The organism is Kitasatospora sp. NPDC002965, assembly GCF_040611255.1.
Lineage (GTDB): Bacteria > Actinomycetota > Actinomycetes > Streptomycetales > Streptomycetaceae > Kitasatospora.
Window position 1 is genome coordinate 1 of the sequence record NZ_JBEXNT010000157.1, and the last position, 20728, is coordinate 20728.

Genomic DNA, 20728 nt, shown 5'->3' on the forward strand with positions numbered 1-20728 from the left:
GGCCGCCCACGCCCTGGTCGCCGCCCACGGCGGCAACAAGTCGGCCGCCGGCCGCGAACTGGGCTACGGCAGCCAGCAGGCGTTCGACAAGTGGCTCAAGCGCCGCACCGCCGGACCCGCCCCCGACGCCGCCCCCCACGTCCAGGAGCAGCCCGCCCGGTACTTCTGCGACGCGGACGACGCCCGGGCCGCCCTGGAGGACTGGTTCCTCGCGCAGCAGGAGACCGCCGATCAGGTGGAACCGCTCGTCCTGGGCGCGCTCGCCGCCGGCCTCACCCCGGAAGCCGTCTACCGGACCACCGGCATCGGCCTGTCGCGCACCGCCCGGCTGCGCCCCGGCCACATCGCGGTGGCCGCCGACCTCACCGCCCCCGAGGTCTACCAGGTCCTGGACGACACCGCCCTCGCGCTGACCGCGCACGCCGCCGCCCTCACCGCAGCAGTCCCCGCCGCCCGGCCCGGCGACGACGACTTCGCGCCGCCGGAGGCCTCCGCCGCCCTCATCTGGCGGTACGCCGCCGCCGCGTTCGTCCGCAACCTCGCCCCCGCCGCCCTCATCCCGGAGCCCTCCTTCGAGGAGGCGGCGCTGGAAGAGGCGTACACGGCCGCACTGCGCGCCCACGACGACGCGGTGCGCGCCGCGCACCCCGGCCTCGACGCCGACGCGCTGGAGGAGCTGATCCGCGACAGCGACCTGCCCGAGGAACTGACCGCCGCTGAAGCGGCCTACATCGCGGCGCAGCAGGAGCGGCTTGCCACCGCGGAGGACAGCCAGGGCGGCCCGGCCACCCACCTGTCGGCCGACGCCTGGCTCGCCGGGCAGATCTCCAAGTTCAACCGTCTGGCGGCGGCCTGCGAGCACCCCGACCGGCACACCCGGGGAGAGCACGACGCCCGCTGCCAGGACGCCATGGCCGACGCCTACCGCCAGATCGCCGCCGCGTACCTGCACCTGCGCGCCACCGCCACCGTGCCCCCGCTCGCCGCCCCGGACACGGCGGTCGTCCGGTGAGCCTGAAGGACTGGGGCCCGCTGACCGGGTCCGCTCTCGTGCGCGAGGACCACAGCCTGCTGATGGCGACCGTGTTCAGCACCACCGTCACCGCACTGCGCGAAGACTCGGCCCTCTACTCCATGGCGCGTACCGGCTGGCAACTCGGCCGGGCCAGCCCGCTGCCAAGCGGCGCGGGAGCCCGCGACCGGCTCCTCCCGGCGGTCACGTTCCAGATCAGCGCGCACCTGCTGGCCCGCGCGGTCGCGGAGCTGACCGGCGCCGACGACACGATCCCCCACCGGATCCGGACCGTCTCCACCGCCCACATGCTCCGCTCCGAGGGTACGAACGGGCGCATCCGCGCGGCCGCCGACCTCCGCGGGAGCCTGCCACTGCTCGCGCTGGCGCCCAACCACCTGCTGGCTCCCGCACTGGAGATGCTCACCCGCACCGGCACCGCCCCCACCCACCTGGCCGCCGTCTACGGGCACACTGTCGCCCTCACCCACCGCGCCCTCGCCCGCCGGCCAGGCCCCGGCCGCAGCGAGCACTACGTCCGGGCCTGGCGGGACCTGGAACAGGAGATCTACGGGACGTGGACCACCCGCCACGTATGGCGGAATGCCCACACCTACAAGGTGGACCTGTTCAAGCGCAGCGGGTTCCCCTGGGAGGCGCAGCGCCGCCGGCGCCGCGCCGCGGCACCGGCCGCCGACTGGGAGGCACTCGCCGCCGACTTCCCCGAAGCTGACCTCCGCGACGCCGGCGTCGGCGCCACCTGATCCCCGGAGACACGACATGACCACCACCACGCCCGACCACGACAACCGCACCGATCCGCTGGCCGCGATCATCGCCGTCGCCGACACGATCACCATCGGCCACTACAACCCCGGCACACTGATCAGCGCGGCCGTCCACGCGGCCGCCATCAGAAACACCACCGGCAACGACCACCTCCACACCCGCGAACAGCGCATCTCCCGCCGCACCCACGACCTCGTGTTCGGCCCCACCGCCCCGCTGCGCACCCTGCCGAACCCCGACAGCCAGACCGGCCGGGCTCTCGCCGTCCGCCGCCTGGCCGCCCGGATCGTCGCGCAGCGTCTCCTGGACACGGTGCGCGCCGACCACCGCGTCCACCCCCTCTGCGGGCCCCTCGACCTCGCCGGCGCCCTCCAGGACGTCGTCACCGCCGCCCACGACGAGCCCATCCGCCGCCCGGACCTCAAGAACGCCCTGCGCCTGCGCCGGGCGATCGACCACCACGCCCCGAACCTGCGCACCGGCCAACTCCACCGACTCCTGCGCATCGTCGCCACCTACGCCGACCTCCCGGCCGACCGGGTCGACCGGGTCGACACCAACCTCGTCACCTACGCCCTGGACCCCGTCCTGCGCACCGACCGCGGCCCGGCCGGCCTCGGTGCCGCCCTGCAGACCGTCCTCGCCGTCCACACCCCGTTCCGCACCGAGGAAGCCCCGTGACCGCCACCGCCCGCGACACCACCCCCGTGACCAAGCTCGACACCGCCGCCCGCCAGTACCCCCTCTACGGGCCCGGTGTCTCCAGTGTCCTGTCCGCCGCGGTGTTCCACACCGACGCCACCGACCGCGACCCCAACGAGATCGGTGAGGCCGCCGTCGCCCTCACCCGCACCCTCGGCAATGCGCCCGACGGCGACGGGGCCGACCCTGACGGCGCGCTCGTCCTGGCCGGCTGGCTCGTCGCCCACTGGGTGGAGATCCAGCTCGCCCGCCACCCCCTGCTCGCCGCCCGAGACGACGAGCGCCGCACCCGCCCCGGCACGCTGCACCCCGCCTCCCCCACCTCCCCCGCCACACTGCACCACGCCGTATGCAGGATCATCGCCAGCGTGTGGGAGCGCCCCGGCCCCGACCGGGTGCAGGCCTGCCTGACCGCGCACCGCGCGGCCCAAACCTGGACCGCCGAAGTCCACGAAGCCGGTCTGCACCAGGTGGTGCAGACCCTTGCCACCGCCGGCAACGCCTCCCGAACGACGCTCGGTGGCCGCCTCGCCCGCGACCACGCCACCGTCTACACCCACCAGAGCGCCCCCGACCTCGGCCAGGCCCTCACCCGCATCACCACCGAACCCACCTGGTGGCTGAGCCGGCGCTCCGTCGCCCGATAGCCCCACCCGCGATGAGAGGAAGCCGCCTCAGGCGACCATACCGAGCAGTCACGTCATCGACATCAGCCCTGGTCACTCTCGCCGCCGCTCTGCCCCCGTCCGTTCTCAGCTCGCTGCTCGGCATCAGCCTCTCAAGCGCCCTGCAGTGGACCCGCCGCGCAGGCCGGGACTGGAACGCCTACCTCGTCAGCCGGACGTGACGCTTCGGCCTCCAGCAGGTCGGATACCAGCCGCTACCTGATTAGCCCGGTTCTCAACTCAGCGCTCAGCAGCGACAGACGCGCGGTTCACCAGGCCACCACTCCCGGAATCTGCAGACCCGCGCGCCTTTCGGCCAGGCAGCAGCGATTCGTCCCGTGTCGGTCACAACTCCCTCACCGCCCAGCGCGGTTGCTGCAAGTCAGTTAGAACCTCAGCATGACCACCGCTTCCACCGCCCCTCCCGCCTGGCCCCACTGCGGGGAGGGCGCCGACGCCGACGATCAGGTCGGCTGTCGGGGCATACGCATCGCACCAGGCGGGAAGTGCCTCAACCACCTGCCCCAGGCTGACCGCGACGCCTACATCGGCTCCATCACCACAGGCAGTAGCCTCGACCTCCGCGGCACCACCATCGACACGACCGTGCTCGACCGTATCCTCGCCGCCAGCACCGACCCCGCCACAGGACGCCCACACCTCGGCGACGCCGACTTCCGCTCGGCCACCTTCACCGGCGACGCCGGCTTCCGCTCGGCCACCTTCGCCGGCGACGCCGGCTTCGAATCAGCCACCTTCACCGGCCGCGCAGGCTTTGAATCGGCAACCTTCAACGGCCACGCTGGCTTCCGGTCAGCCACCTTCACCACCTACGCCGACTTCCAATCGGCAACCTTCAACGGCCACGCTGGCTTCCGGTCAGCCACCTTCGCCACCTACGCCCTCTTCCAGTCGGCAACCTTCAACGGCGACGCCGGCTTCCACTCCGCCACCATTACCCACGCCGTCTTCCGATGGGCTGCCTTCAACGGCGACGCTGTCTTCCGGTCGGCAACCTTCAACGGCGACGCCGGCTTCCACTCCGCCACCTTCACCAACCGCGCCAGCTTCGAATCGGCCACCTTCACCACCTACGCCGACTTCGAATCGGCGACCTTCAACGACCACGCCGTCTTCCGCTCGGCCACCTTCCACGATGTCTTTCGCTTCGCGTCGGCCTTCGTCGCCGGTGATCTGCACTTCGCAGGGGTGACTTTCGAAGGTCTGCAGCACATCGGACCCTTCGTCTGCGCGGGCAGGGTCTCCTTCGACCGGGCCCGGCTGACCGGCAGCCAGGTCACGATCGAGGCCGCCGCCTGGGCGGTGAGGTTCGAGCGAACCACATTCGAGGGCTCGGCGGCCCTGCGCCTGCGCTACGCGAACGTCCAACTGAGCCAGGCGGCCCTGGCCGCCCCAATCGCCGTCCAGGCCTGGCCAGTCCCTTATACCCGGCCCGACGGCACCGAGCTCGACGAGAGCCCCCTCCACGCGCACCCGCCCGACGTCCATCTGCTCTCTCTGGAAGGGGTCGACGCCGCCCACGTCGTCCTGACCGATGTCGACCTCGGCCGCTGCCAGTTCACCGGCGCCTTCCACCTCGATCAGATCCAGATCGGCTTCGGCTGCCGCTTCGCGGAGCCCCCGGCCGGATGGCACCGCCGTGGCACATTCCCAGCCCGCTGGTCACGGCGCAAGGTCCTCGCCGAAGAGCAGCATTGGCGTGCTCAAGCGGGCGGCCGGGCCGGCCAGGGGTGGGTGGCGGGCCCGCACCACCGGGTGCCGGGGCGCGGGGCTGGACCGGACGACTTGGTGGGGGTGTACCAGCAGTTGCGTAAGGCGTTCGAGGAGGCGCGCAACGAGCCCGACGCGGCGGACTTCTACTACGGCGAGATGGAGGCCCGGCGGCACGATCCGCAGCGGCCTTGGGGGGAACGGCGCCTGTTGTGGGTGTACTGGCTGGCGTCCGGGTACGGGCTGCGGGCGTCCCGGGCGTTGGGCTGGCTGTTGGCGGCGATGGGTGTGACCTTGCTGCTGATGGTGTTGTTCGGGCTTCCGAACGAGACGCCCGACCCGCGTACTACCGGAACCTGGACCGCCGGCACGGTGAACGTGACGACCAGGGCCCCCGACCCCGTCCTCACCCTCTCTTGGAGGAAGCGGCTCACCGCCGCCCGCACGGAGAAGGCCACCGTGGTCGTGGTCAACTCCGTTGTCTTCCGCTCCAGCGGCCAGAATCTCACCCTGCCCGGCACCGCGATCGAGATGGCCTCGCGGATCGGTGAGCCCATGCTTCTCGGCCTCGCTGCTCTAGCAGTCCGTAGCCGCGTCAAACGCTGACTTACCGGGCCGATCACCAGCGGCCGCCGGCCGGAGCTGAGGCACCGGGAGACCGTGTGTTCGCCGACAGGGAAACCGGGTTCGCAGGCACTCGGGTTGCGGGTCGGTGGCCACCAGAGAGTCCGGCGATTCGGTCGCTGGGCGGGGCCACTGGCGGGGTGGCCGGTCGGCGGCACCCTCCGCGTCGGGTCGGGCGTCGCTGGCGGCGGCGGGAGGTGCGGCACGTCGGGGCTGGCCGGCGGGCGCTGCCCTACTGCGGTGGTGCACGACCGTACGATGCCCCGATGAGTACCGAAAACATGGGAGAGTTTGCAGGCCAGAGCGTCGAGAAGCTGCGCGAGGAGGCGGTGGAGGTCCAGCGGCGGTGGTTCGTGGCCGAGGCCGCGTGGCAGGCGGACCCGACGGATCCGGCGGTGAAGGAGGCGTTCACGGCCGTCGGAGGCGAGCTGTACGCCCACCCGTACTGGCGGGCGGCCGGGGGAAACAGGTTCGAGGCGGAACGGGACGTACGGAACGCCGCACGGAAGTCGGACGACGCGGCGTAGCCGGGCGCTGCGGCGGGCGTGGGCCCATCCTGGAGGTATGGGACTGCGTGAGGCCGGCCAGGTGATCCGGCTGCCGCTCGTCGAACCGATGCTGGCGGTGGCCGGGCCGCTGCCCGACGGTCTGGGGTGGTTCGGGGAAGCCAAGTGGGACGGGGCCCGATGTTTGGCCTTCGTGGAGGACGGTGCGGTGCGGCTGGTCGGCCGCCGGGGGACCGACTTCACGGAACGGTTTCCGGAGGTGGCCGGGGAGCTGGCCCAGGTCCGCGAGCCGCTGCTGCTGGACGGCGAACTGGTGGTGATGCGCGCCGGCACCCCCTCGTTCGCGGCGCTGCAGGGCCGCATTCACCGCACCCGCCCGGTCTCGGTGCGCGCGGGCGCGACCGCGACGCCCGCGGTGTTCGTGGCGTTCGACGTCCTACACACCACCCGTTCGCTGCTGCAGGAGCCCTACGAGCGCCGACGGGGCCTGCTGGAAGGCCTGGGGCTGGCGGGTCCGCGGCTGCGCGTCCCGCCGGTCTGGGACCGGGTCGGCGACGCCTTCGCCTGGACGGCTGACCACGGGCTTGAGGGGGTGGTGGCCAAGCGGGGCGGCTCGCTGTACCGGCCGGGCGCCAGGTCCAGAGACTGGGTGAAGTCCAAGCACACCCGGACCATGGACATCACCATCGGCGGGTGGCTGCCCGGCGCCGGGGGCGACACCGTGCGGGCCGTCCTGGCCGGTGTCCCGACCCACGACGGCCGGCTCATGTTCGCCGGATCGGTCGGCGTCGGCTTCGCGGACGCCGAACGCCGCGCCATGGCCGTCGTACTGCGTCGCCTTGCCGCGCCGGCGTCGCCGTTCACCGGCTCCCTGGGGCTACCTCTCGGCACCGAGCTGCGGTTCGTGCGGCCGGAGCTGACCGCCGAGGTCGCGTTCTTGGAACTCACGGACCGCGGGGTCATGCGTCAGCCGGTCTGGAGGGGCCTGCGCGGTCGGGCGGGGCCGCAACGGGGAGAATAGCGGCCAGGGCCTCCGGAGGAGAGAGTGAGCGGTGACGTTCACCGCCGTGCACGCGCAGCGAGGCCGCTGGACGTGACCCGGGACGACATGGGCTGTGACCGGGCACGGACAGCAGTTCACCGTGCACCCTCTCGGGTCCCGCTCGGGTGCCCGGAATGCAGTCGCATGGCCCGCCGGCTGCGCCACGGCCGAGCTGGTCGCCGCCATCCACACCGACCCGGCCTCCACTCCCGCGGGCAGCCACCTCCCGCTGGTCCTCGCCTCTGCTCGGGCCTCCACCAGCGCTGCACCAACGCCGATGCGCGCGGTGGAGAGCACCTTGGGGAAGTGGCCTCCACTGCTGCCTGCGCAGCATGTTGGACCCCGGAAATGTCCGGAAACTCGACGGAAGGTAAGGAAAGCGGCGCGAACGCGACGGCACCATCGACCCCACGCAGCCGCGATCGACGTGACAACCACTCTGCCCACCCGCCGGGCCCGGCGCCGCCCGAGTGCTCGCCGACACCGTCCGCGCACCCCGCACCCCGCCGCCCCGGTCGCCGCCCGCGATCGACACCCCTCTGTGTGCGGCCCTCGCCGCGCACTGCGAAGCAGCCGCTGGATGGCACGAAGCGTTCGACTGCTTCGACGAGGACGTCCTCGCTGAGGCCGCCACCGAGGCCTGCATGTTCGACCGGGCCCCGGTGCTCGCCATCGAGCAGCCGGTGCGCAGCCTGATCAGGCAGCTCGATGCCTGGGAGCGGGCGATCGACACGCTCGGCGCAGCCATCACCAAAGCGACGCTCGGCCGGCCGCTGCCCGAGTGGGTCGCCGACGCAGGCCGGGCGCAGCACCAGCGCTGGCACCGGGCCCGCCAGACCTGCTGGAGGCCGTCGCCCGGCACCACCACGGCATCCTGCCCACCGGGGTGTCAGCCGACCGGCCGTGGTAATCACCACGGCCGGTCACGCGGGAGAATGGTGCGGGTGACCAGCACTCAGCCGCGCGGCCTGAACTCCCTGATCCCCACCGCCCGCACCGAGGCGAGCCCGGGCGAGAAGGCTGCCGCCCAGCTTCTCCACCTGCGGTCGGCGACCATCCCCGTGCCGATCCTCGCTGCAGCCGCCGAGCTCATTGCCCCGCAGCTGGAGGACACGGACCCTGCCACCCGCGAGGCCGCCGGCGCCGTCCACGCCCGCCTGGTCGCCGCGATCGAGGACGCCGCGCCCGGCCGGTAGCCCGACCGGACGGGCCGGATGTCTCACGGCCACCGGCACCGGCACGCGGAGACCAAACCGCACCGCCCTTGTCACAAGGGGTGTGCTCCGGCGACAGTTGCGCCACGATGACGCGATGAACGACACCCAGTCGATGGTCGACTTCCTCCGCACCAGGTACCGCCGGGACATCCGCACGAGCGAGGACATCCACAAGGCGATCGCCGGCGGCCGCATCGCGCTAGACGGCGACCCCCGCAAACAAGCCGAGTTCACCCTGCAGTCGGTGCACGAGGCACAGTCGATGTTGGACCTGTTCGAGAACACCATCGTGGCTCACCTCGGCACCGCCGGACCCATGGGCGCCATCGCCGAACAGCAGCTGCGCATCCTCGCCCGCCCATTCCTGTAGCCCGGCCACCGTTCCTGCGGCGGGCCGCAGGAACGGTCCGGACATGGACGAGGACCAGGGGCAGACCGGCCCGGTCGACGAGAAACGGGCCCGGGAACTCACCGAGCAACTGCGCACTGCGATCGAGGACGTCCGGGTCGGTCTGCTCCTGGTCCTGGCCCGCCGGGTCCGCGCCGCCCACCGGGCCCGGGTGTGGACCGCGCTGGGCCACCCGAGCTGGTCGGCGTACGCGCTCGCTGAGTTCGGCATCGGCCGCTCGACCTCGTACCGGCTGCTCGACCTGGCAGCCGTCGCCGAGGCGATCGAGGACACCGTCCACGCGGAGCTCGGGGTGTCCCACACGTGGGAGAGCACCGACATGGTCCTGCCGGTGCGCGCGGTCCTCGGCCTTAGCCGTCGGCCTCAAGGGCCGGATCAGCGAGCTCACCGACCTGATCGCCGAACGCCGCACCCCTGACATGTCGTCCGCCGAGCTGGAGACTGGCCTCACCCGGACGGCTTCACCGCCGATGCCTGGCGCCGCCACGTGAGCGCTGGCCGCGACCTGGTCTCCCGGAACCACGCGACCCAGCACCGGATCGGCGCCCTTGCTCTGGAGACCGTCGCCGCCTACATCTCCGCCCGCCAGGCCGAGGACATCCTCGCGCGGGTCGCCAGCGCCATCGGCACTGCTGAAATCCTCGCCTGCCGCCGATACGCGATCTCCGGGGACGTCCGGCGAAAAACGGCTGGTAGAGCCGCAGGCCACACGCGAGGGCTTGACGGGTGAGTTCGCATGCTCAGGTGTCCCGTATTCGCGGCTGAGCGCGGTCGAGGCTCACGGTGGGTGATCCGCGCAACCTGAGAGCTGTCCGTAACTGGACGGCGCCTCCTTGCCGATCCCGGGTCGGACCGTGTCGGTGGCTGGTGACAGGATCCAGGGGTGCTGATCAAGGGATACGACGTCGGCCCGTTGGCGTCGGGCGAGCCATTGCTGTTCCACCCAGGCTTCTGGTCGAACTACCTCTTGGCGATGTGCAGCGCCGGGGGATGTGCCGAGCGCCCGGTTCCGGAGTGGTTCGGTGAGGACGGCGCTGATGTCGATGGCCTGTCCGAGGTCCTCTTCGATCCTGAGCACTGGCCAGTGTTCAGGATGCCAGCAGAGGACGGCCCCGGAGTCGTGGTGATCTACCGCAACCTGGAAGGCGATTACGGCACTGACTACCTCCTCACCCATCCAGGCAGAGGCTACGTCGAGCAGCTCGCCAGCTGGGACGGAGAGTTCTCGGGCACCGGGCTGACATGGCAAGAGCTGATCCGGATCGCTGACAGCCCGTCCCTTGCGGACGAAGGCGTCCAGGACGCAGCCAGCCGCTTCCTGCTGCTGTTTCCCCTCCTCACCGACCTGGACGTGCCGGAAGGAGCATCGGCAAGGCTGATCGCCGTCCTGACTGCAATCGGCGCGCCGCAAGACACCTCCTCCCTCGCGGCGGAGCATCTGCTGGCCCACCTTACGAGGAGATCCCGACACGACCCCGCGTGGACCTCTCACCTGAGCGGCAGCTGAGAGGTGGACCAACCCGCTGATCACACCCGTGGAAAGATTCTTGGCACGGCTGGTGTGATCACGGCGTCGGTGTTTCCCGGATAGCCCCGTTCTCTGGGCTGAGTCCTCGCACCTTCGGGAAGCTGGTAACGGTTCTGCGGCACCAGGGTGCGGCCGCGGTTCGCAAGGGCCGTCCTTGGAGCCTTCCGTTGGAGGGACCGAGCCCTATTGGTCACGGCCTACTGACGGATGAACCTCACGATGCGACAACTCGCTTCGGTGTTCGGGGTGTTGAAGTCGGCGGCGGGCCAGATCATCGACCATCTCGGGCCGATGCTCGCTCGCCAGCCCCGCAAGCGGTTCGCCAAGGACACCGTGCTCATTGTGGACGGCACCATGGTCCCCACCCGCGACCACACCATCACCGAGCGTTCGAAGAACTACCGGTGCTCCACCAACCACCAGGTCGTCATTGACGCCGACACCCGCCTGATCGTCGTGGTCGGCCAGCCGCTCGCCGGTAACCGCAACGACTCAGATCTCGCGCGCATCGCGGCGATCCAGGCCGGTTCACGGTCTGTGGCCGAGGAGGATGGTGAGCAGGGTGCGGGCCTCGCGTCGGCGGGCGGGGGTGGGGGCGGCGAGGGCGGTGATCGCGATGGCGGTGATGGTGGCGAGGTAGCCGGCCGCGGTGGTGGCCAGGGCGAGGGTCGCGGGGTCGTGAACGGGCATGGCGGTCTCCCGGATGCGGGTCAGGGCAGGGCAGGGCGGGGCTGGGCCCGGGGCCCGCGCGGGTGGCGCGGGCCCGGCCGGGGGTCAGTGCGCGGCGAGTTCCTGGAGCTGGTGGGCGATGTCGCCGGTGGGCAGGCTGAACGGCCCGCACATCTCGTCGCTACCGCCGGGCAGGCCGTCGATGGCCGCGCGCAGCGCGTGATCGGGGCTGGGCAGGCCGGTGGTGTCGCGCATCGGCGGGGCCAGGCGGGAGCCCAGGCGGGGCCAGCCGGGCATGTCGGGCAGGGAGGGGCGCAGGGGGGTGGTGGCGCCCTCGTCGAGGCGGGCCGCCTGGTGGAACCAGTGCTCCGCCTCCCGGAGCTCGCCGGCGCGGATGTGGTGGAGGTAGAGACAGTAGGCGGCTGTCAGGTCGCCGTCGCCGGCGGCGAACTGCCACCACCACTGGGCCTCGAACCGCAGGCCGGCGAGGTCGAGGAGGCAGCCGAAGACCAGGCCCCCGCGCGGCTCCCAGCGCGTCACCAGCGCGCTCACCAGCTCGTCGGCGCCCGGCTCGTTGATCACGAGCTTGGCCAGGGCCTTCAGGTCCCGGCCGGCGTCGGCCCCCAGCAGTTCCCCCGGGCCCGCGTCCAGGACCGGGGCGGCGGCGGGCGCGGGCGCGGGCACGCGTCCGGGGGGCGGGGCGGCCGCCCGGCGGGCGGCCTGCTTCTCCGCGACGTAGCGGCGGCCGGCCTCCAGGTCGTAGCGGGGGCGGGCGCCGGGAGCGGGGCCGGCGTTCTTCAGCAGGCGGTCGATGTCGTAGGTCATCGAGATCACTCCTGGTCGGGCGTGGCGGGGCCGGGGTGCAGCAGGCGGCGCGGGGTGAGGCGGGCCCTGAGCCTGGCCTTGGCCTGGGAGGTCAGGGAGCGCACCGTCCGCTCGTCGATGCCCATCGCCAGGGCGGTGCGCTCCACGCTGAGGCGGTTGAGGTAGCGCAGGACGACGGCGTCGAACTTCGCGCCGGACAGCTCCAGGACCGCGGCCGCCACCGAGACGCCGACCTCCAGGTCGGTGGTGACGGCGTCGATGTCGGCGATCAGCTCCTGCGCCTCCTCCCGGTACGCCACGACGGCGAACACGATCCGCTCGATCAGCAGGCGGTGTTCCTCGTCCCGGGCCTGCTCGGCCTCGACCGTGCGGCGCAGGGCCGCCCAGGCGAAGGCGTGCGGGTTGGGATCGGTCAGCACCCGCTCCCAGCGGTCGGCGAGCGCGAGGAAGACCTCGTCGACCAGCTCCTGCGCGAGCTCCTGGTCGCCGAGGAGGGTGAAGGCGTAGTCGAAGTAGGCCTGACCGTGAAGCTCCTGGAAGCCCCGGAAGGCTATCGGCAGGTCGATCCCCGCGGCGGTGCCGGCGGCGTCGGTGAAGGGCTGCTCGCTCATCACGCCTCCGCCTCCCCCACCAGGTCGGGGACACTGCCGCGCGGACGCGGGGAGCGGCCGGCCCCGAACACGGGGCCGGGAGCAGGACGGCCCGGCCGGGCGGTCCCGGCGGGGACGGGGAAGAGGGCGGGGGAACACATGGCGCAGAGGGTCCTTCCGTACGAGCCGGGAGCCGGATGTGACGCTCCGTTGGCATCGGCGACCGGAGCGTGGTGACACGCAGCATCATGACCCTCGAACACCCCGAACGTTCACGCCCCGAAGGTAAAGAGTTGCGGAGGGTGACATTCCGAGGTTTAGAACGCCCAGGCCCCCGAGAACAGGGCCGATCCGCCCGACTCCTGACAACGGACCCGCCCGGAGAACACACCCGGACTTCACACTATGGAGACAACCCCGAACCGGCTCGAACAACCCGACCAAGGCGCCCGCGGCCGGACCCGTGCGGGCGGATCCGGCCCGGCGAAGCACCCCACAGTCGGCAACCCTTCGGGTTCCGTCACCGTGTAACGGTGACGAAATACCACGGACACCCGACCACCCCTGGGCGCGCCGGCCGGCGGGCGATTGCATGGTCGGCGGCGAGCAGGGCTTCCTGCCAGGCACGGCTGCGCTCAGGTTCCCGCGGTGCGCGCGCCCCTCGCCGCCGTCACCGGCCTTGCTCAGCCCTCCGGCGTCAGGCCGATGGCCTCCCGCCGATCACGCCAGTGCTCCAACAGCGCGATCCAGTGCCACCGGGCCCGGGAGAACACCACCCAGCTCCGGTTCGGCACGTCCCCGGCGAGGTCCTTCAGCACGATCCGCACTGCCAGGTCCAGCCAGCCGGCCATGTAGCCGTACCGCAGCAACAGCTCCCGCAGCTCCTGGTCTGTCGCCGGCACCTGCTTGTCGTCGCGCCAGTGCGCGCCACGGAACTGCTCCGCGGTCAGGGGCCGGCTCATCAGCACCGGCACCACCAGCTCGGCAAAGTCGCGATCCCTGGTCTCGTGACGGCTCATGTCGACGGGACCGCGCAACTGCTGGTGGAGCTCCCGGGCTCCCTCGGTGGAATCGGCGGCCACCACCAGGGCGCGGGGCGCGGGGCTGTTGACCCCGTCATCGGGTTCGCGCGTCACCCACACCCAGAGCTGCACAGATCCGGCCACAAGGCGTGCCCGGTGCCGCTCCGCCTCCGCGTCGTCGCACAGCGGCCCGATCTTCGTCCACGTCCTCGTCCTGATCGTCGGATCCTCCGTCACCGGCGCCCAGTACACGTACGGCAGAACCAGCTGCTCGTGCACCGCCCGCAACCGACCGGCGAACTCCCCGACCGTCAGACCGAGATAGGCGAAGTCTTCCCCGTACCGCTCCAGCTCCACCATCCCGCTGCGCCACAGCGCCCGCTGCAGATCCCCGGCCAGGCTCTGGAACAACCCCGCAGGCAGGCGCAGCGCCGCTTCCAGCGACCCGAGCCGGGAGTTGCACCGCCGGCACAACGCACCACGCACCTCCCACGAGACGTGATCATGATCGACCTGCGCCGACGGCCTCTCGCACAACTCGCAGCCGGGCCGTTCCGCCAAGAACGTGGCCTTTGCCTCGGGCGACATCTTCCGGTAGTCCATACGTGTCTCCAGGACAGGGATCTTCCTCCGGCCACGGTCGCAGGCCCGGCCGACAGAACGTCATCCGTTCGGCCGCGACGACACGCCGCGTGCCGCTGTCCGGGGCGTTCTCCTACGCTCGTTAGTGGGCGCACCCACAGGTGTTCAGAGGAGTAGGCGATGAACGACACCATCGCCAAGGACCGGGTCCACTTCCCTGCCTGCGGCTCGGCCGACACCGTTCGGCGTGACAAGCCCAACGGCCACCGCACCCACGACTGTGCCCGTCGTGAGCGATCGTTCGAGCCGCGCCGGTGCCCGCGATGCGGCGGTGCCCGGATCGACGGATCGACCGGGATCTCCGGTCAGCCGTACGAGACGCTACCGGACACGGCCGGCTGCTGGGACTGCGGCGCCGAGCTTCCGAACTTGCGGGATCCCTTCGACGCCTGACAGCTCGCACCCACCACTGAAGCAGGCCGCCGTCGCGGGTTGAGCGGATTCGGTGCGCGTTGCCGAAGTCGCCGCCCGCCTCGCCTGGCAGACGGCGGCCTGGGCGGGGCGTGCCGCGGCGCGCCACCCGGTCCTCGCGGGCGCCGTGGTCGCCTTGGCCGTTCTGGTCTGCCGCCACCAGGGCCTGCTGGACAGCGCCCGATGGCGAACCGACGCGGTCTCCCTCCGGGAGACGACCGGGGCCCCGCTGGAGCGGTTCGCCGCGGCCAGCGAGGACCACGCCCTCACCCGCGACCGTCTCGTGCTCGTGAAGGCCGCCGGTGAGGCGACCACCGAGCAGCTCGCCGCCCGCCACCTCGCCCGCGTCCGGACCGCCCTGACCCCCGGGCAGTTGCGGGACGCGCTGGCGGCCAGCGGCGCCCGTGTCCCCGCGACCCGGCTGAAGGCCGCAATGCGCGAGCACCCCGGCTTCACCCGGCTCACCGGGGACCGGTACTTCCTGGGCCGTCCCGCACTTCCCGGTACCGCCCGCTGACCCGCGCAAGGACGTCCTACCCGACCAGAGCCGCGCCCGGGTCCGGGGCCGTCGCACCGGCCCCGGCCCTGGACAGGGCACGCCGTCCCAGGCACTAGCGTTGACGGCAACGGGCCGCGGCGGGCGGGCTGGGGGCTTCCACGGCTCCGGCCCGCCGACGCCGACACGGGCCTCGCGGGCGGCCCTTCCGGCGAACCCGTCTCGAATTCACCCGATGGAGTGAACCTCCCGTTCCCCGGGCCCGTCGTCGAGCGGCCAGGACACCATGGCGTCGTCCCCGGCGCAGAAAGCGAGAAGAGCGGTGAGCAGCACGGACTTGACGGTCTTGCCGGCCGCCTTCGAGCCGGCGGACCCGCCGCGCAACGGCAGGATGCGGTTCTGGCGGCCGAACGTGACGGTGGCCTTCCCCGATGAACCGCCGGAGGGCTTCGAGGAATACGCCGGGCAGGAGACGGCGGTGGTGCGTCACCAGGCCAACGGCGTGCGCAGCTCGCGGGTCCCGTGCTGGTCGGTGCCGGTCGACTTGGCCCTGCCGCTGCTCAGCCGGGCCCGGATCCGGGGAACCGGCGACGAGGCCTGCCGATTCTGGGGCGGCGTCTCACTGTTCGCCCTGGAGCTGATCTCGCGGGGCCGGCTGGACGTGGACGTGACCGAGGCGGGCTTCGACACCTGGCGGTGCGTGCCGCAGACCGACCAGGAGCGGGCGCAACTGGCCGCGTTCGCGCGCTCGATGCCGCCGACCGCGCACGCGATCCCCTTTCAGGCGCTGTACGGCGGGCGGCCGATGCTGCCCGAGCCCGCGTTCCTGCTCCAGGCCTACCTGGACGCGGTCGCGGACACCGTCGCCCGTACGCCCGAAGGCCCCGAGCGGGCCGGCACGCCGGTGTTCACGGCCCTTCCGGTTCAGCACGTACCGCAGCTGGCCCTGCGCGAGACCCCCGCCCCGGTCCCGCTGGCCCGGATCTCGCTGCTCGTGGAGATCGACGAGGACGGACCGTCCGGTGTCCGCGCCTTGCTGCAGGTGCGCCGCACCGGCATCGACGAAGCCCTGCTGAGCCCGGCGCGGCTGTGGGCCGAGGACGGAGATCCGGGACTCGACCCGGTCCGGGTGCACGCCGACGTCGCGCTGCATGCCGCCGCCGACGCGTGGGCGCCGATGAAGGAGTTCCTGGACTTCCCCGGCCTCCCGGCTCTGGACCTGTCCCCCGAGGAGGTGGACGACCTGCTCGGCCAAAGCGCGGGCGACCTCGCGGACGCGGGCTGCGACGTCCTGCTGCCGCGCGACGTGGTCCGGGCGCTCACGGTGCGCGCCCAGGTGTCGGCGAAGAGCCCGGGCTCGGCGCTGGCCGGCCAGTTGCTGGGCCAGGAGAAGCTGCTGGAGTTCAGGTGGCGCATCGCCCTGGGCGGCAGGGAGCTCAGCCAGGCGGAGATGAACCGGCTGGCTGAGGCCCGGCGGCCCTTCGTGCGGCTGCGCGACCAGTGGGTGCGGGTCGACTCCGCGCTGGTCGCCAAGCTCCGCCGGCGCCGCATCGGCGACCTGACCGGTATCCAGGGCCTGGCCGCCGCGATCACCGGGACGATCGACGGACCCGACGGCGAGGTGGTCGACCTCGCGCCGGTGAGCGGCCGACTCGCCGCCCTGCGCCAAGCGGTGGCCGGTGCCCGCGAGCGCCCGGCCGCCGTACCCGCGACGCTGAACGCCACGCTGCGCCCGTACCAGGAGGTGGGCCTGGCGTGGCTGCAGCAGCTGACCTCGGTCGGCCTGGGGTGTGTGCTCGCCGACGACATGGGCCTGGGGAAGACACTGCAGGTCATCGCGCTGCACCTGTCCCGGCAGGAGCAGCCTGACACGGCCGGACCGGCGCTGATCGTCTGCCCCGCCACCCTGCTGGGTTCGTGGGCCGGCGAGCTGGCCCGCTTCGCCCCTCACGTCCCGGTCCACCGGGTCCACGGCCCCGAGAGCCTCCCCGACGACCTGCCCGGCGACGCGGTCGTGCTGACCACCTACACCACTCTGCACCGCCGCCTGGATCAGCTGACCGCCCGCCGATGGTCCCTGGCTGTCCTGGACGAGGCCCAGCACGCCAAGAACCCGCACACCTCCATCGCCAAGGCCGTCCGAGCGATCCCCGCACAGGCCAGGGTCGCGCTGACCGGAACCCCGGTGGAGAACAAGCTCGCCGACCTCAAGTCAATCATCGACTACGCCGTACCCGGCCTGCTCGGCTCCGACGCCGACTTCCGCACCCGCTACGCCCGGCCGATCGAGGCCGAGGGAGACCAGGCGGCCGCGGCCCGGCTGCGGAACCTGACCGGGCCATTCATCCTTCGCCGCCTCAAGTCCGACCCGGCAATCGCTCCGGAACTTCCGCCGAAAATCGAAACCGACCGGCAGGTCGACCTGACGACGGAGCAGGCCGCCCTCTACGAGGCCGTCGTCCGCGAGCACCTGGCGCTGATCGCCTCCAGCGAGGGCATCGCCCGCAAGGGTCTGGTCTTCAAGCTGCTGACGGCGCTGCGGCAGATCTGCCTGCACCCCGCCCTGTACCTCCAGGACGAGGACAACCCGGCCGGCCGCTCCTTCGCCGAGCGGTCCGGCAAGGTCACGCTGCTCGACGAGCTCCTGGACGTGATCATCCCCGAGGGCCAGGCCGTTCTCGTGTTCAGCCAGTACGTGGGCATGGTCCGGCTGCTGTCCGATCACCTGGGCACCCGCGGCATCGGTCACGAGCTGTTGCACGGCCAGCTGACGGCCCGCCAGCGCACCCGGATGGTCGACCGGTTCCAGGCCGGAGAGTTCCCGGTGTTCCTGCTGTCGCTGCGCGCCGCCGGGACCGGCCTGACCCTCACCCGGGCCGGACACGTCGTCCAGCTCGACCAGTGGTACAACCCTGCCGTGATGGACCAGGCCGCGGACCGCGCCTACCGGATCGGCCAGACCCAGGCGGTGCAGGTTCATCGGCCGATCGCCGCCGGCACGATGGAGGACAACGTCATGAAGGTACTCTCCGACAAACGCCGCCTGGCCGACCTCGTCCTGTCCGGCGGAGATGCCGGGCTCAGTGAGCTGACCGACCAGCAGCTGGCCGACCTCGTCCGGCTGAGGCGCCCGTGAACATCGCCGGCCCCGCCTCCTACCACCGGGCCTATCCCCCGGCCACCGCACCCGACGGCAAGACGGACGCCGTCACCCCGATCGGCCTGGCCTGGATCGACGCCCTGGCCTCCGACCAGAAGACCCGAGGCCGGATCGCCCGCGCACGCTCCTACGCCCGGAGCATCCGGATCACTGATCTGACCTTCGGCCTCTCCCGGCACCACCCGAACATCACCAACAAGGCCACGATCGTCAGCTGCTCCCTGTCCGAGGACGACGACACCTCGCACTGGTCCTATAGGAGCCTTGCGACCCGCGTCTCGGTGGCCATCCCCGCCATGCCGGACACGGCCTGGAGGGAGCTGACCCATATCGCCCGCGCCGTCCCGGCGCGCTGGGCGCAGCTGGACGGCGCCGGGATCACCGAGCGGCTGCTCGCCGAAGCCCAGCGCCATGACCTGCCGTTGCTGCCGACTCCGCGCGACCTGCACGTCAACTGTGACTGCGGCTCACGCAGCGGGCCGTGCAAGCACGCGGTCGCCCTGGTTCTCCAGGTGGCCCGGGTGCTGGACACCGATCCGCTCGCGCTGCTTCTTCTACGCGGCCGGGCCGCCGCGGACTTCCTGGCCGGCGTCGCCGATCCCGACCACCACAGCCTCACACGGAGCTTCCGGCCCGGTGCCCCTGTCGCACTGCCCGAGGTGTCGGCCGACGACGCTTACGCCCGGCGCCACCCCTCCACCCGGCCGCCGCTGCCGTCCCCGCCGGCGACCGGGACCGCTGGCGCGACTGTATCCCTCACCCCGATGCCGGGCATCGACATGGACGCCCTCACCCTGCTGGCGCTGCGCACGACCAAGCGGGCCAGCGCGATGCTCGACGGCCTTCTCGCCGAGGCCGGACCCGTTCACCGGGCTGCCATTGGCCGTCCCCGGTCCGACGAGGCCGCTGACCCGGTGGCTCGGCAGACGCAGCACCGGCTCTCCGCCCAGCCGACGTTCCAGGGCTGACCCCGCCGATCGGCTAGGTCGCACGGGGGACCGAGGTGGGCGATCAGGTCCGGCAGAACGAGCGGAACGCTGCGGCCATGCAGATGGGGTCGGCGTCAGGCCATCGGCCGACCGTCCAGGAGGAAGGCCGAGACGCCCGATCGAGGGACGGCGGTGACCGACTCGAACCAGTTCCGCTGCAGGGGCTGGAGGTACGGCAGCCACTCCTGCGCGGTGCGACAGGCGAAGGTGTCGTGTTCGGCGCTGAGCCGAACCGGGCGGCCGGCGGGCACGGGGTCGGTGGTGAAGGTGAAGTCGACCACGGGGCCCCAGCCGTCCTAATCGAGGGTGCGGTAGTCGACGGCAAGTGCGCGCAGCTGGTGGTGATGGATTCCGGCTTCCTCGCGGAGCTCGCGGAGTACGGTGGCGGGCGGGGTCTCGTCGGGGTCGCTCAGGCCGTCGGGGATCTGCCACCAGGCGGGGCGTCCGGGGTAGCCGTGGGCCTGGCGCAGCATGAGGATGCGGCCCTGGTCGTCGGCGAGGAGGACGCCGGCGGAGGTGATGTGGTGCGGGACTGTGGCCGCGAACGCAGTGCCCGATCCGGACGGCCTGGAGGAGGAGGCGCACGTGCTGGCGGGCGGGTACACCTGGGTCGACCCGAAGTCGGTGGTGCGCACCGCCGACCCGGTGGCGTGGGGGACGATCGCCCGGGACGGGGAGCGGGCCGGCTTGATCTGGATCCCGAACGCGATCCGCGAGTGGCTGGCCTGCGGCGTCGTCCCCGCACTGCTGCGGGAGGCCATGATCGGCTCCGCGCCTGTCCAGCTTCGGCGCCTGGACGGGCCCGCCGGTCCGCTGCACACTTCACACATGGACGGCACCCACCGCCTGCACCTGTGGCGGGTCCTGAACCTGCCGGGCCTGTACGCCTGGGTCGAGGCCGCCGCCCTGCCCCGGCGGCTGACGCCGAACGCGGTGTGCGGCGATGGCGCCGGGCACGGTGTTTCGAAGCAGGTCGCCCGGATCTAGGCCGGCCTGCACGCCAAGGGCATCCTGCACGGCGACCTCACCCACCCCGGCGAGTCGTACGGCACGCTGGAGCTCCACGCGGTCCCGGCGCTGTGGCTGCTCTACCCGCCCGCCCTCGCCGCGGCCTACGGCCGCCGCTACGCCGAGGTCTACCCCGGGGCCTGGGAGCGCGCCGGAATCCCGGCGGACGTCTTCACCACGGCGGAGACCTGGAGCGCCTGGGCGGCCGACTGACCCGTCACAGGGTGGCAGGTGCGGCACAGCAGACCGAAAGGCCACTTGGCCGCTGCCGGGTGCCCGGTACACGCGCCGGTAGCCGTCGGCGGCACGGGGCGCAGGTCGGTGCGGCACCCGACGCAGGCCAGGCCCATCGCGGCCGCCTGCCAGTCGGCCGTGAGCCCGAGCACCGCCCCGGCCGGAACCTGTGCGCTGGCCGCACCGCCCGTACGAGGTGGTGCGGCACGCCCGGCACTACTTCCTGAGCCCGGGCCGCGTCGACCAGCCGCCGCCGGGCGAACAGCAAGTGGTGGATGGTCCGGCTCGGGCACCTGCTGCAGCACGGCCTGGTCACCGTCGTCGACCCGGTCGGCAGCGTGTGGAGTGACCCGGTGCGCGCCGGCGAGGACGACGAGCGGAGCCTGCGCAACAAGCTGGACGCGCTGTACGTCCCCGGGCCACGGTGGGACGGCACCGCCGTGGTGGAGCCCGAACC

The 20728-nt window shown here is 72.3% G+C and carries 23 protein-coding genes and 1 pseudogene; 18 read left to right on the forward strand and 6 right to left on the reverse strand.

The window, feature by feature from the left end:
- The 12 genes and pseudogenes from ABZY91_RS36710 to ABZY91_RS36765 all read left to right on the forward strand — a co-directional run.
- A partial coding sequence (locus ABZY91_RS36710) for a hypothetical protein (protein WP_355407901.1) occupies positions 1-1012 on the forward strand: 1012 nt, incomplete at its 5' end.
- Positions 1009-1776: a hypothetical protein gene (locus ABZY91_RS36715; RefSeq protein ID WP_355407903.1), complete on the forward strand. Its 768-nt coding sequence runs from the start codon at positions 1009-1011 to the stop codon at positions 1774-1776. The genes ABZY91_RS36710 and ABZY91_RS36715, both read left to right, overlap by 4 nt.
- 16 nt (positions 1777-1792) lie before the next feature.
- Entirely contained in the window at positions 1793-2482 is a 690-nt protein-coding gene (locus tag ABZY91_RS36720) for a hypothetical protein (RefSeq protein ID WP_355407905.1), read from the forward strand.
- Positions 2479-3150, forward strand: a complete 672-nt coding sequence (locus tag ABZY91_RS36725; protein WP_355407907.1) for a hypothetical protein — start codon at positions 2479-2481, stop codon at positions 3148-3150. The genes ABZY91_RS36720 and ABZY91_RS36725 overlap by 4 nt, the downstream gene beginning before the upstream one ends.
- Before the next feature lie 417 nt (positions 3151-3567).
- The gene (locus ABZY91_RS36730) at positions 3568-5505 is read left to right on the forward strand and encodes a pentapeptide repeat-containing protein (RefSeq protein ID WP_355407909.1); all 1938 of its coding nucleotides are present in this window, start codon (positions 3568-3570) and stop codon (positions 5503-5505) included.
- Positions 5506-5789: 284 nt separating this feature from the next.
- Positions 5790-6050, forward strand: a complete 261-nt coding sequence (locus ABZY91_RS36735; RefSeq protein WP_355407911.1) for a hypothetical protein — start codon at positions 5790-5792, stop codon at positions 6048-6050.
- A 37-nt stretch (positions 6051-6087) separates the two neighbouring features.
- Positions 6088-7050, forward strand: coding sequence for a hypothetical protein (locus ABZY91_RS36740; RefSeq protein ID WP_355407913.1), 963 nt, complete (start codon positions 6088-6090; stop codon positions 7048-7050).
- A gap of 491 nt (positions 7051-7541) precedes the next feature.
- A complete protein-coding gene (locus ABZY91_RS36745) occupies positions 7542-8267 on the forward strand; it encodes a hypothetical protein (protein ID WP_355407915.1) in 726 nt (241 codons plus the stop codon).
- A 115-nt stretch (positions 8268-8382) separates the two neighbouring features.
- Entirely contained in the window at positions 8383-8658 is a 276-nt protein-coding gene (locus tag ABZY91_RS36750; protein WP_355407917.1) for a hypothetical protein, read from the forward strand.
- A 43-nt stretch (positions 8659-8701) separates the two neighbouring features.
- Positions 8702-9115, forward strand: coding sequence for a hypothetical protein (locus ABZY91_RS36755; protein ID WP_355407919.1), 414 nt, complete (start codon positions 8702-8704; stop codon positions 9113-9115).
- A gap of 465 nt (positions 9116-9580) precedes the next feature.
- Positions 9581-10204 (forward strand): hypothetical protein, encoded by a 624-nt coding sequence (locus tag ABZY91_RS36760; protein ID WP_355407921.1) that lies wholly within the window; start codon positions 9581-9583, stop codon positions 10202-10204.
- A gap of 36 nt (positions 10205-10240) precedes the next feature.
- Positions 10241-10762: pseudogene (locus tag ABZY91_RS36765) on the forward strand (transposase family protein); the annotation flags it as partial.
- Here the strand turns inward: ABZY91_RS36765 and ABZY91_RS36770 are convergent.
- The 4 genes from ABZY91_RS36770 to ABZY91_RS36785 all read right to left on the reverse strand — a co-directional run bounded on the left by ABZY91_RS36770 (position 10754) and on the right by ABZY91_RS36785 (position 13934).
- Positions 10754-10915, reverse strand: coding sequence for a hypothetical protein (locus ABZY91_RS36770; RefSeq protein WP_355407923.1), 162 nt, complete (start codon positions 10913-10915; stop codon positions 10754-10756). The pseudogene ABZY91_RS36765 and the gene ABZY91_RS36770 overlap by 9 nt on opposite strands.
- An 84-nt stretch (positions 10916-10999) precedes the next feature.
- Positions 11000-11719 (reverse strand): hypothetical protein, encoded by a 720-nt coding sequence (locus tag ABZY91_RS36775; RefSeq protein WP_355407925.1) that lies wholly within the window; start codon positions 11717-11719, stop codon positions 11000-11002.
- Between the two features lie 5 nt (positions 11720-11724).
- Positions 11725-12330: a sigma-70 family RNA polymerase sigma factor gene (locus ABZY91_RS36780; protein WP_355407927.1), complete on the reverse strand. Its 606-nt coding sequence runs from the start codon at positions 12328-12330 to the stop codon at positions 11725-11727.
- Positions 12331-12992: 662 nt separating this feature from the next.
- Positions 12993-13934, reverse strand: coding sequence for an endonuclease domain-containing protein (locus tag ABZY91_RS36785; protein ID WP_355407929.1), 942 nt, complete (start codon positions 13932-13934; stop codon positions 12993-12995).
- Between the two features lie 159 nt (positions 13935-14093).
- On the opposite strand from ABZY91_RS36785, the gene ABZY91_RS36790 reads away from it, so the two are divergent.
- The 4 genes from ABZY91_RS36790 (at position 14094) to ABZY91_RS36805 (ending at position 19008) form a co-directional block, all read left to right on the forward strand.
- Positions 14094-14366, forward strand: coding sequence for a hypothetical protein (locus ABZY91_RS36790; RefSeq protein WP_355407931.1), 273 nt, complete (start codon positions 14094-14096; stop codon positions 14364-14366).
- Positions 14367-14418: 52 nt separating this feature from the next.
- The gene (locus ABZY91_RS36795; RefSeq protein WP_355407933.1) at positions 14419-14901 is read left to right on the forward strand and encodes a hypothetical protein; all 483 of its coding nucleotides are present in this window, start codon (positions 14419-14421) and stop codon (positions 14899-14901) included.
- Positions 14902-15217: 316 nt separating this feature from the next.
- Positions 15218-18016 carry a DEAD/DEAH box helicase gene (locus ABZY91_RS36800; protein WP_355407935.1) on the forward strand — a complete coding sequence of 933 codons (2799 nt, stop codon included), beginning with the start codon at positions 15218-15220 and terminating at the stop codon, positions 18014-18016.
- Positions 18013-19008: an SWIM zinc finger family protein gene (locus tag ABZY91_RS36805; protein ID WP_355407937.1), complete on the forward strand. Its 996-nt coding sequence runs from the start codon at positions 18013-18015 to the stop codon at positions 19006-19008. The genes ABZY91_RS36800 and ABZY91_RS36805 overlap by 4 nt, the downstream gene beginning before the upstream one ends.
- Before the next feature lie 95 nt (positions 19009-19103).
- On the opposite strand, the gene ABZY91_RS36810 is transcribed toward ABZY91_RS36805, so the two are convergent.
- Positions 19104-19310, reverse strand: coding sequence for a hypothetical protein (locus ABZY91_RS36810; protein WP_355407939.1), 207 nt, complete (start codon positions 19308-19310; stop codon positions 19104-19106).
- Between the two features lie 15 nt (positions 19311-19325).
- Positions 19326-19664 (reverse strand): NUDIX hydrolase, encoded by a 339-nt coding sequence (locus tag ABZY91_RS36815; protein ID WP_355407943.1) that lies wholly within the window; start codon positions 19662-19664, stop codon positions 19326-19328.
- On the opposite strand from ABZY91_RS36815, the gene ABZY91_RS36820 reads away from it, so the two are divergent.
- Together ABZY91_RS36820 and ABZY91_RS36825 are read left to right on the forward strand one after the other, a co-directional pair.
- Entirely contained in the window at positions 19564-20016 is a 453-nt protein-coding gene (locus ABZY91_RS36820; protein WP_355407945.1) for a hypothetical protein, read from the forward strand. The genes ABZY91_RS36815 and ABZY91_RS36820 overlap by 101 nt on opposite strands.
- Before the next feature lie 530 nt (positions 20017-20546).
- A partial coding sequence (locus ABZY91_RS36825; protein ID WP_355407941.1) for a hypothetical protein occupies positions 20547-20728 on the forward strand: 182 nt, incomplete at its 3' end.

Excerpts from the sequence above, each read along its gene's own strand:
- ABZY91_RS36735 (WP_355407911.1), top strand. The coding sequence starts at position 5,790 with ATGAGTACCGAAAACATGGGAGAGTTTGCAGGCCAGAGCGTCGAGAAG.
- ABZY91_RS36750 (WP_355407917.1), top strand. The coding sequence starts at position 8,383 with ATGAACGACACCCAGTCGATGGTCGACTTCCTCCGCACCAGGTACCGC.
- ABZY91_RS36785 (WP_355407929.1), bottom strand. The coding sequence starts at position 13,934 with ATGGACTACCGGAAGATGTCGCCCGAGGCAAAGGCCACGTTCTTGGCG.
- ABZY91_RS36780 (WP_355407927.1), bottom strand. The coding sequence starts at position 12,330 with ATGAGCGAGCAGCCCTTCACCGACGCCGCCGGCACCGCCGCGGGGATC.
- ABZY91_RS36740 (WP_355407913.1), top strand. The coding sequence starts at position 6,088 with ATGGGACTGCGTGAGGCCGGCCAGGTGATCCGGCTGCCGCTCGTCGAA.
- ABZY91_RS36755 (WP_355407919.1), top strand. The coding sequence starts at position 8,702 with ATGGACGAGGACCAGGGGCAGACCGGCCCGGTCGACGAGAAACGGGCC.
- ABZY91_RS36775 (WP_355407925.1), bottom strand. The coding sequence starts at position 11,719 with ATGACCTACGACATCGACCGCCTGCTGAAGAACGCCGGCCCCGCTCCC.
- ABZY91_RS36790 (WP_355407931.1), top strand. The coding sequence starts at position 14,094 with ATGAACGACACCATCGCCAAGGACCGGGTCCACTTCCCTGCCTGCGGC.
- ABZY91_RS36770 (WP_355407923.1), bottom strand. The coding sequence starts at position 10,915 with ATGCCCGTTCACGACCCCGCGACCCTCGCCCTGGCCACCACCGCGGCC.
- ABZY91_RS36730 (WP_355407909.1), top strand. The coding sequence starts at position 3,568 with ATGACCACCGCTTCCACCGCCCCTCCCGCCTGGCCCCACTGCGGGGAG.
- ABZY91_RS36720 (WP_355407905.1), top strand. The coding sequence starts at position 1,793 with ATGACCACCACCACGCCCGACCACGACAACCGCACCGATCCGCTGGCC.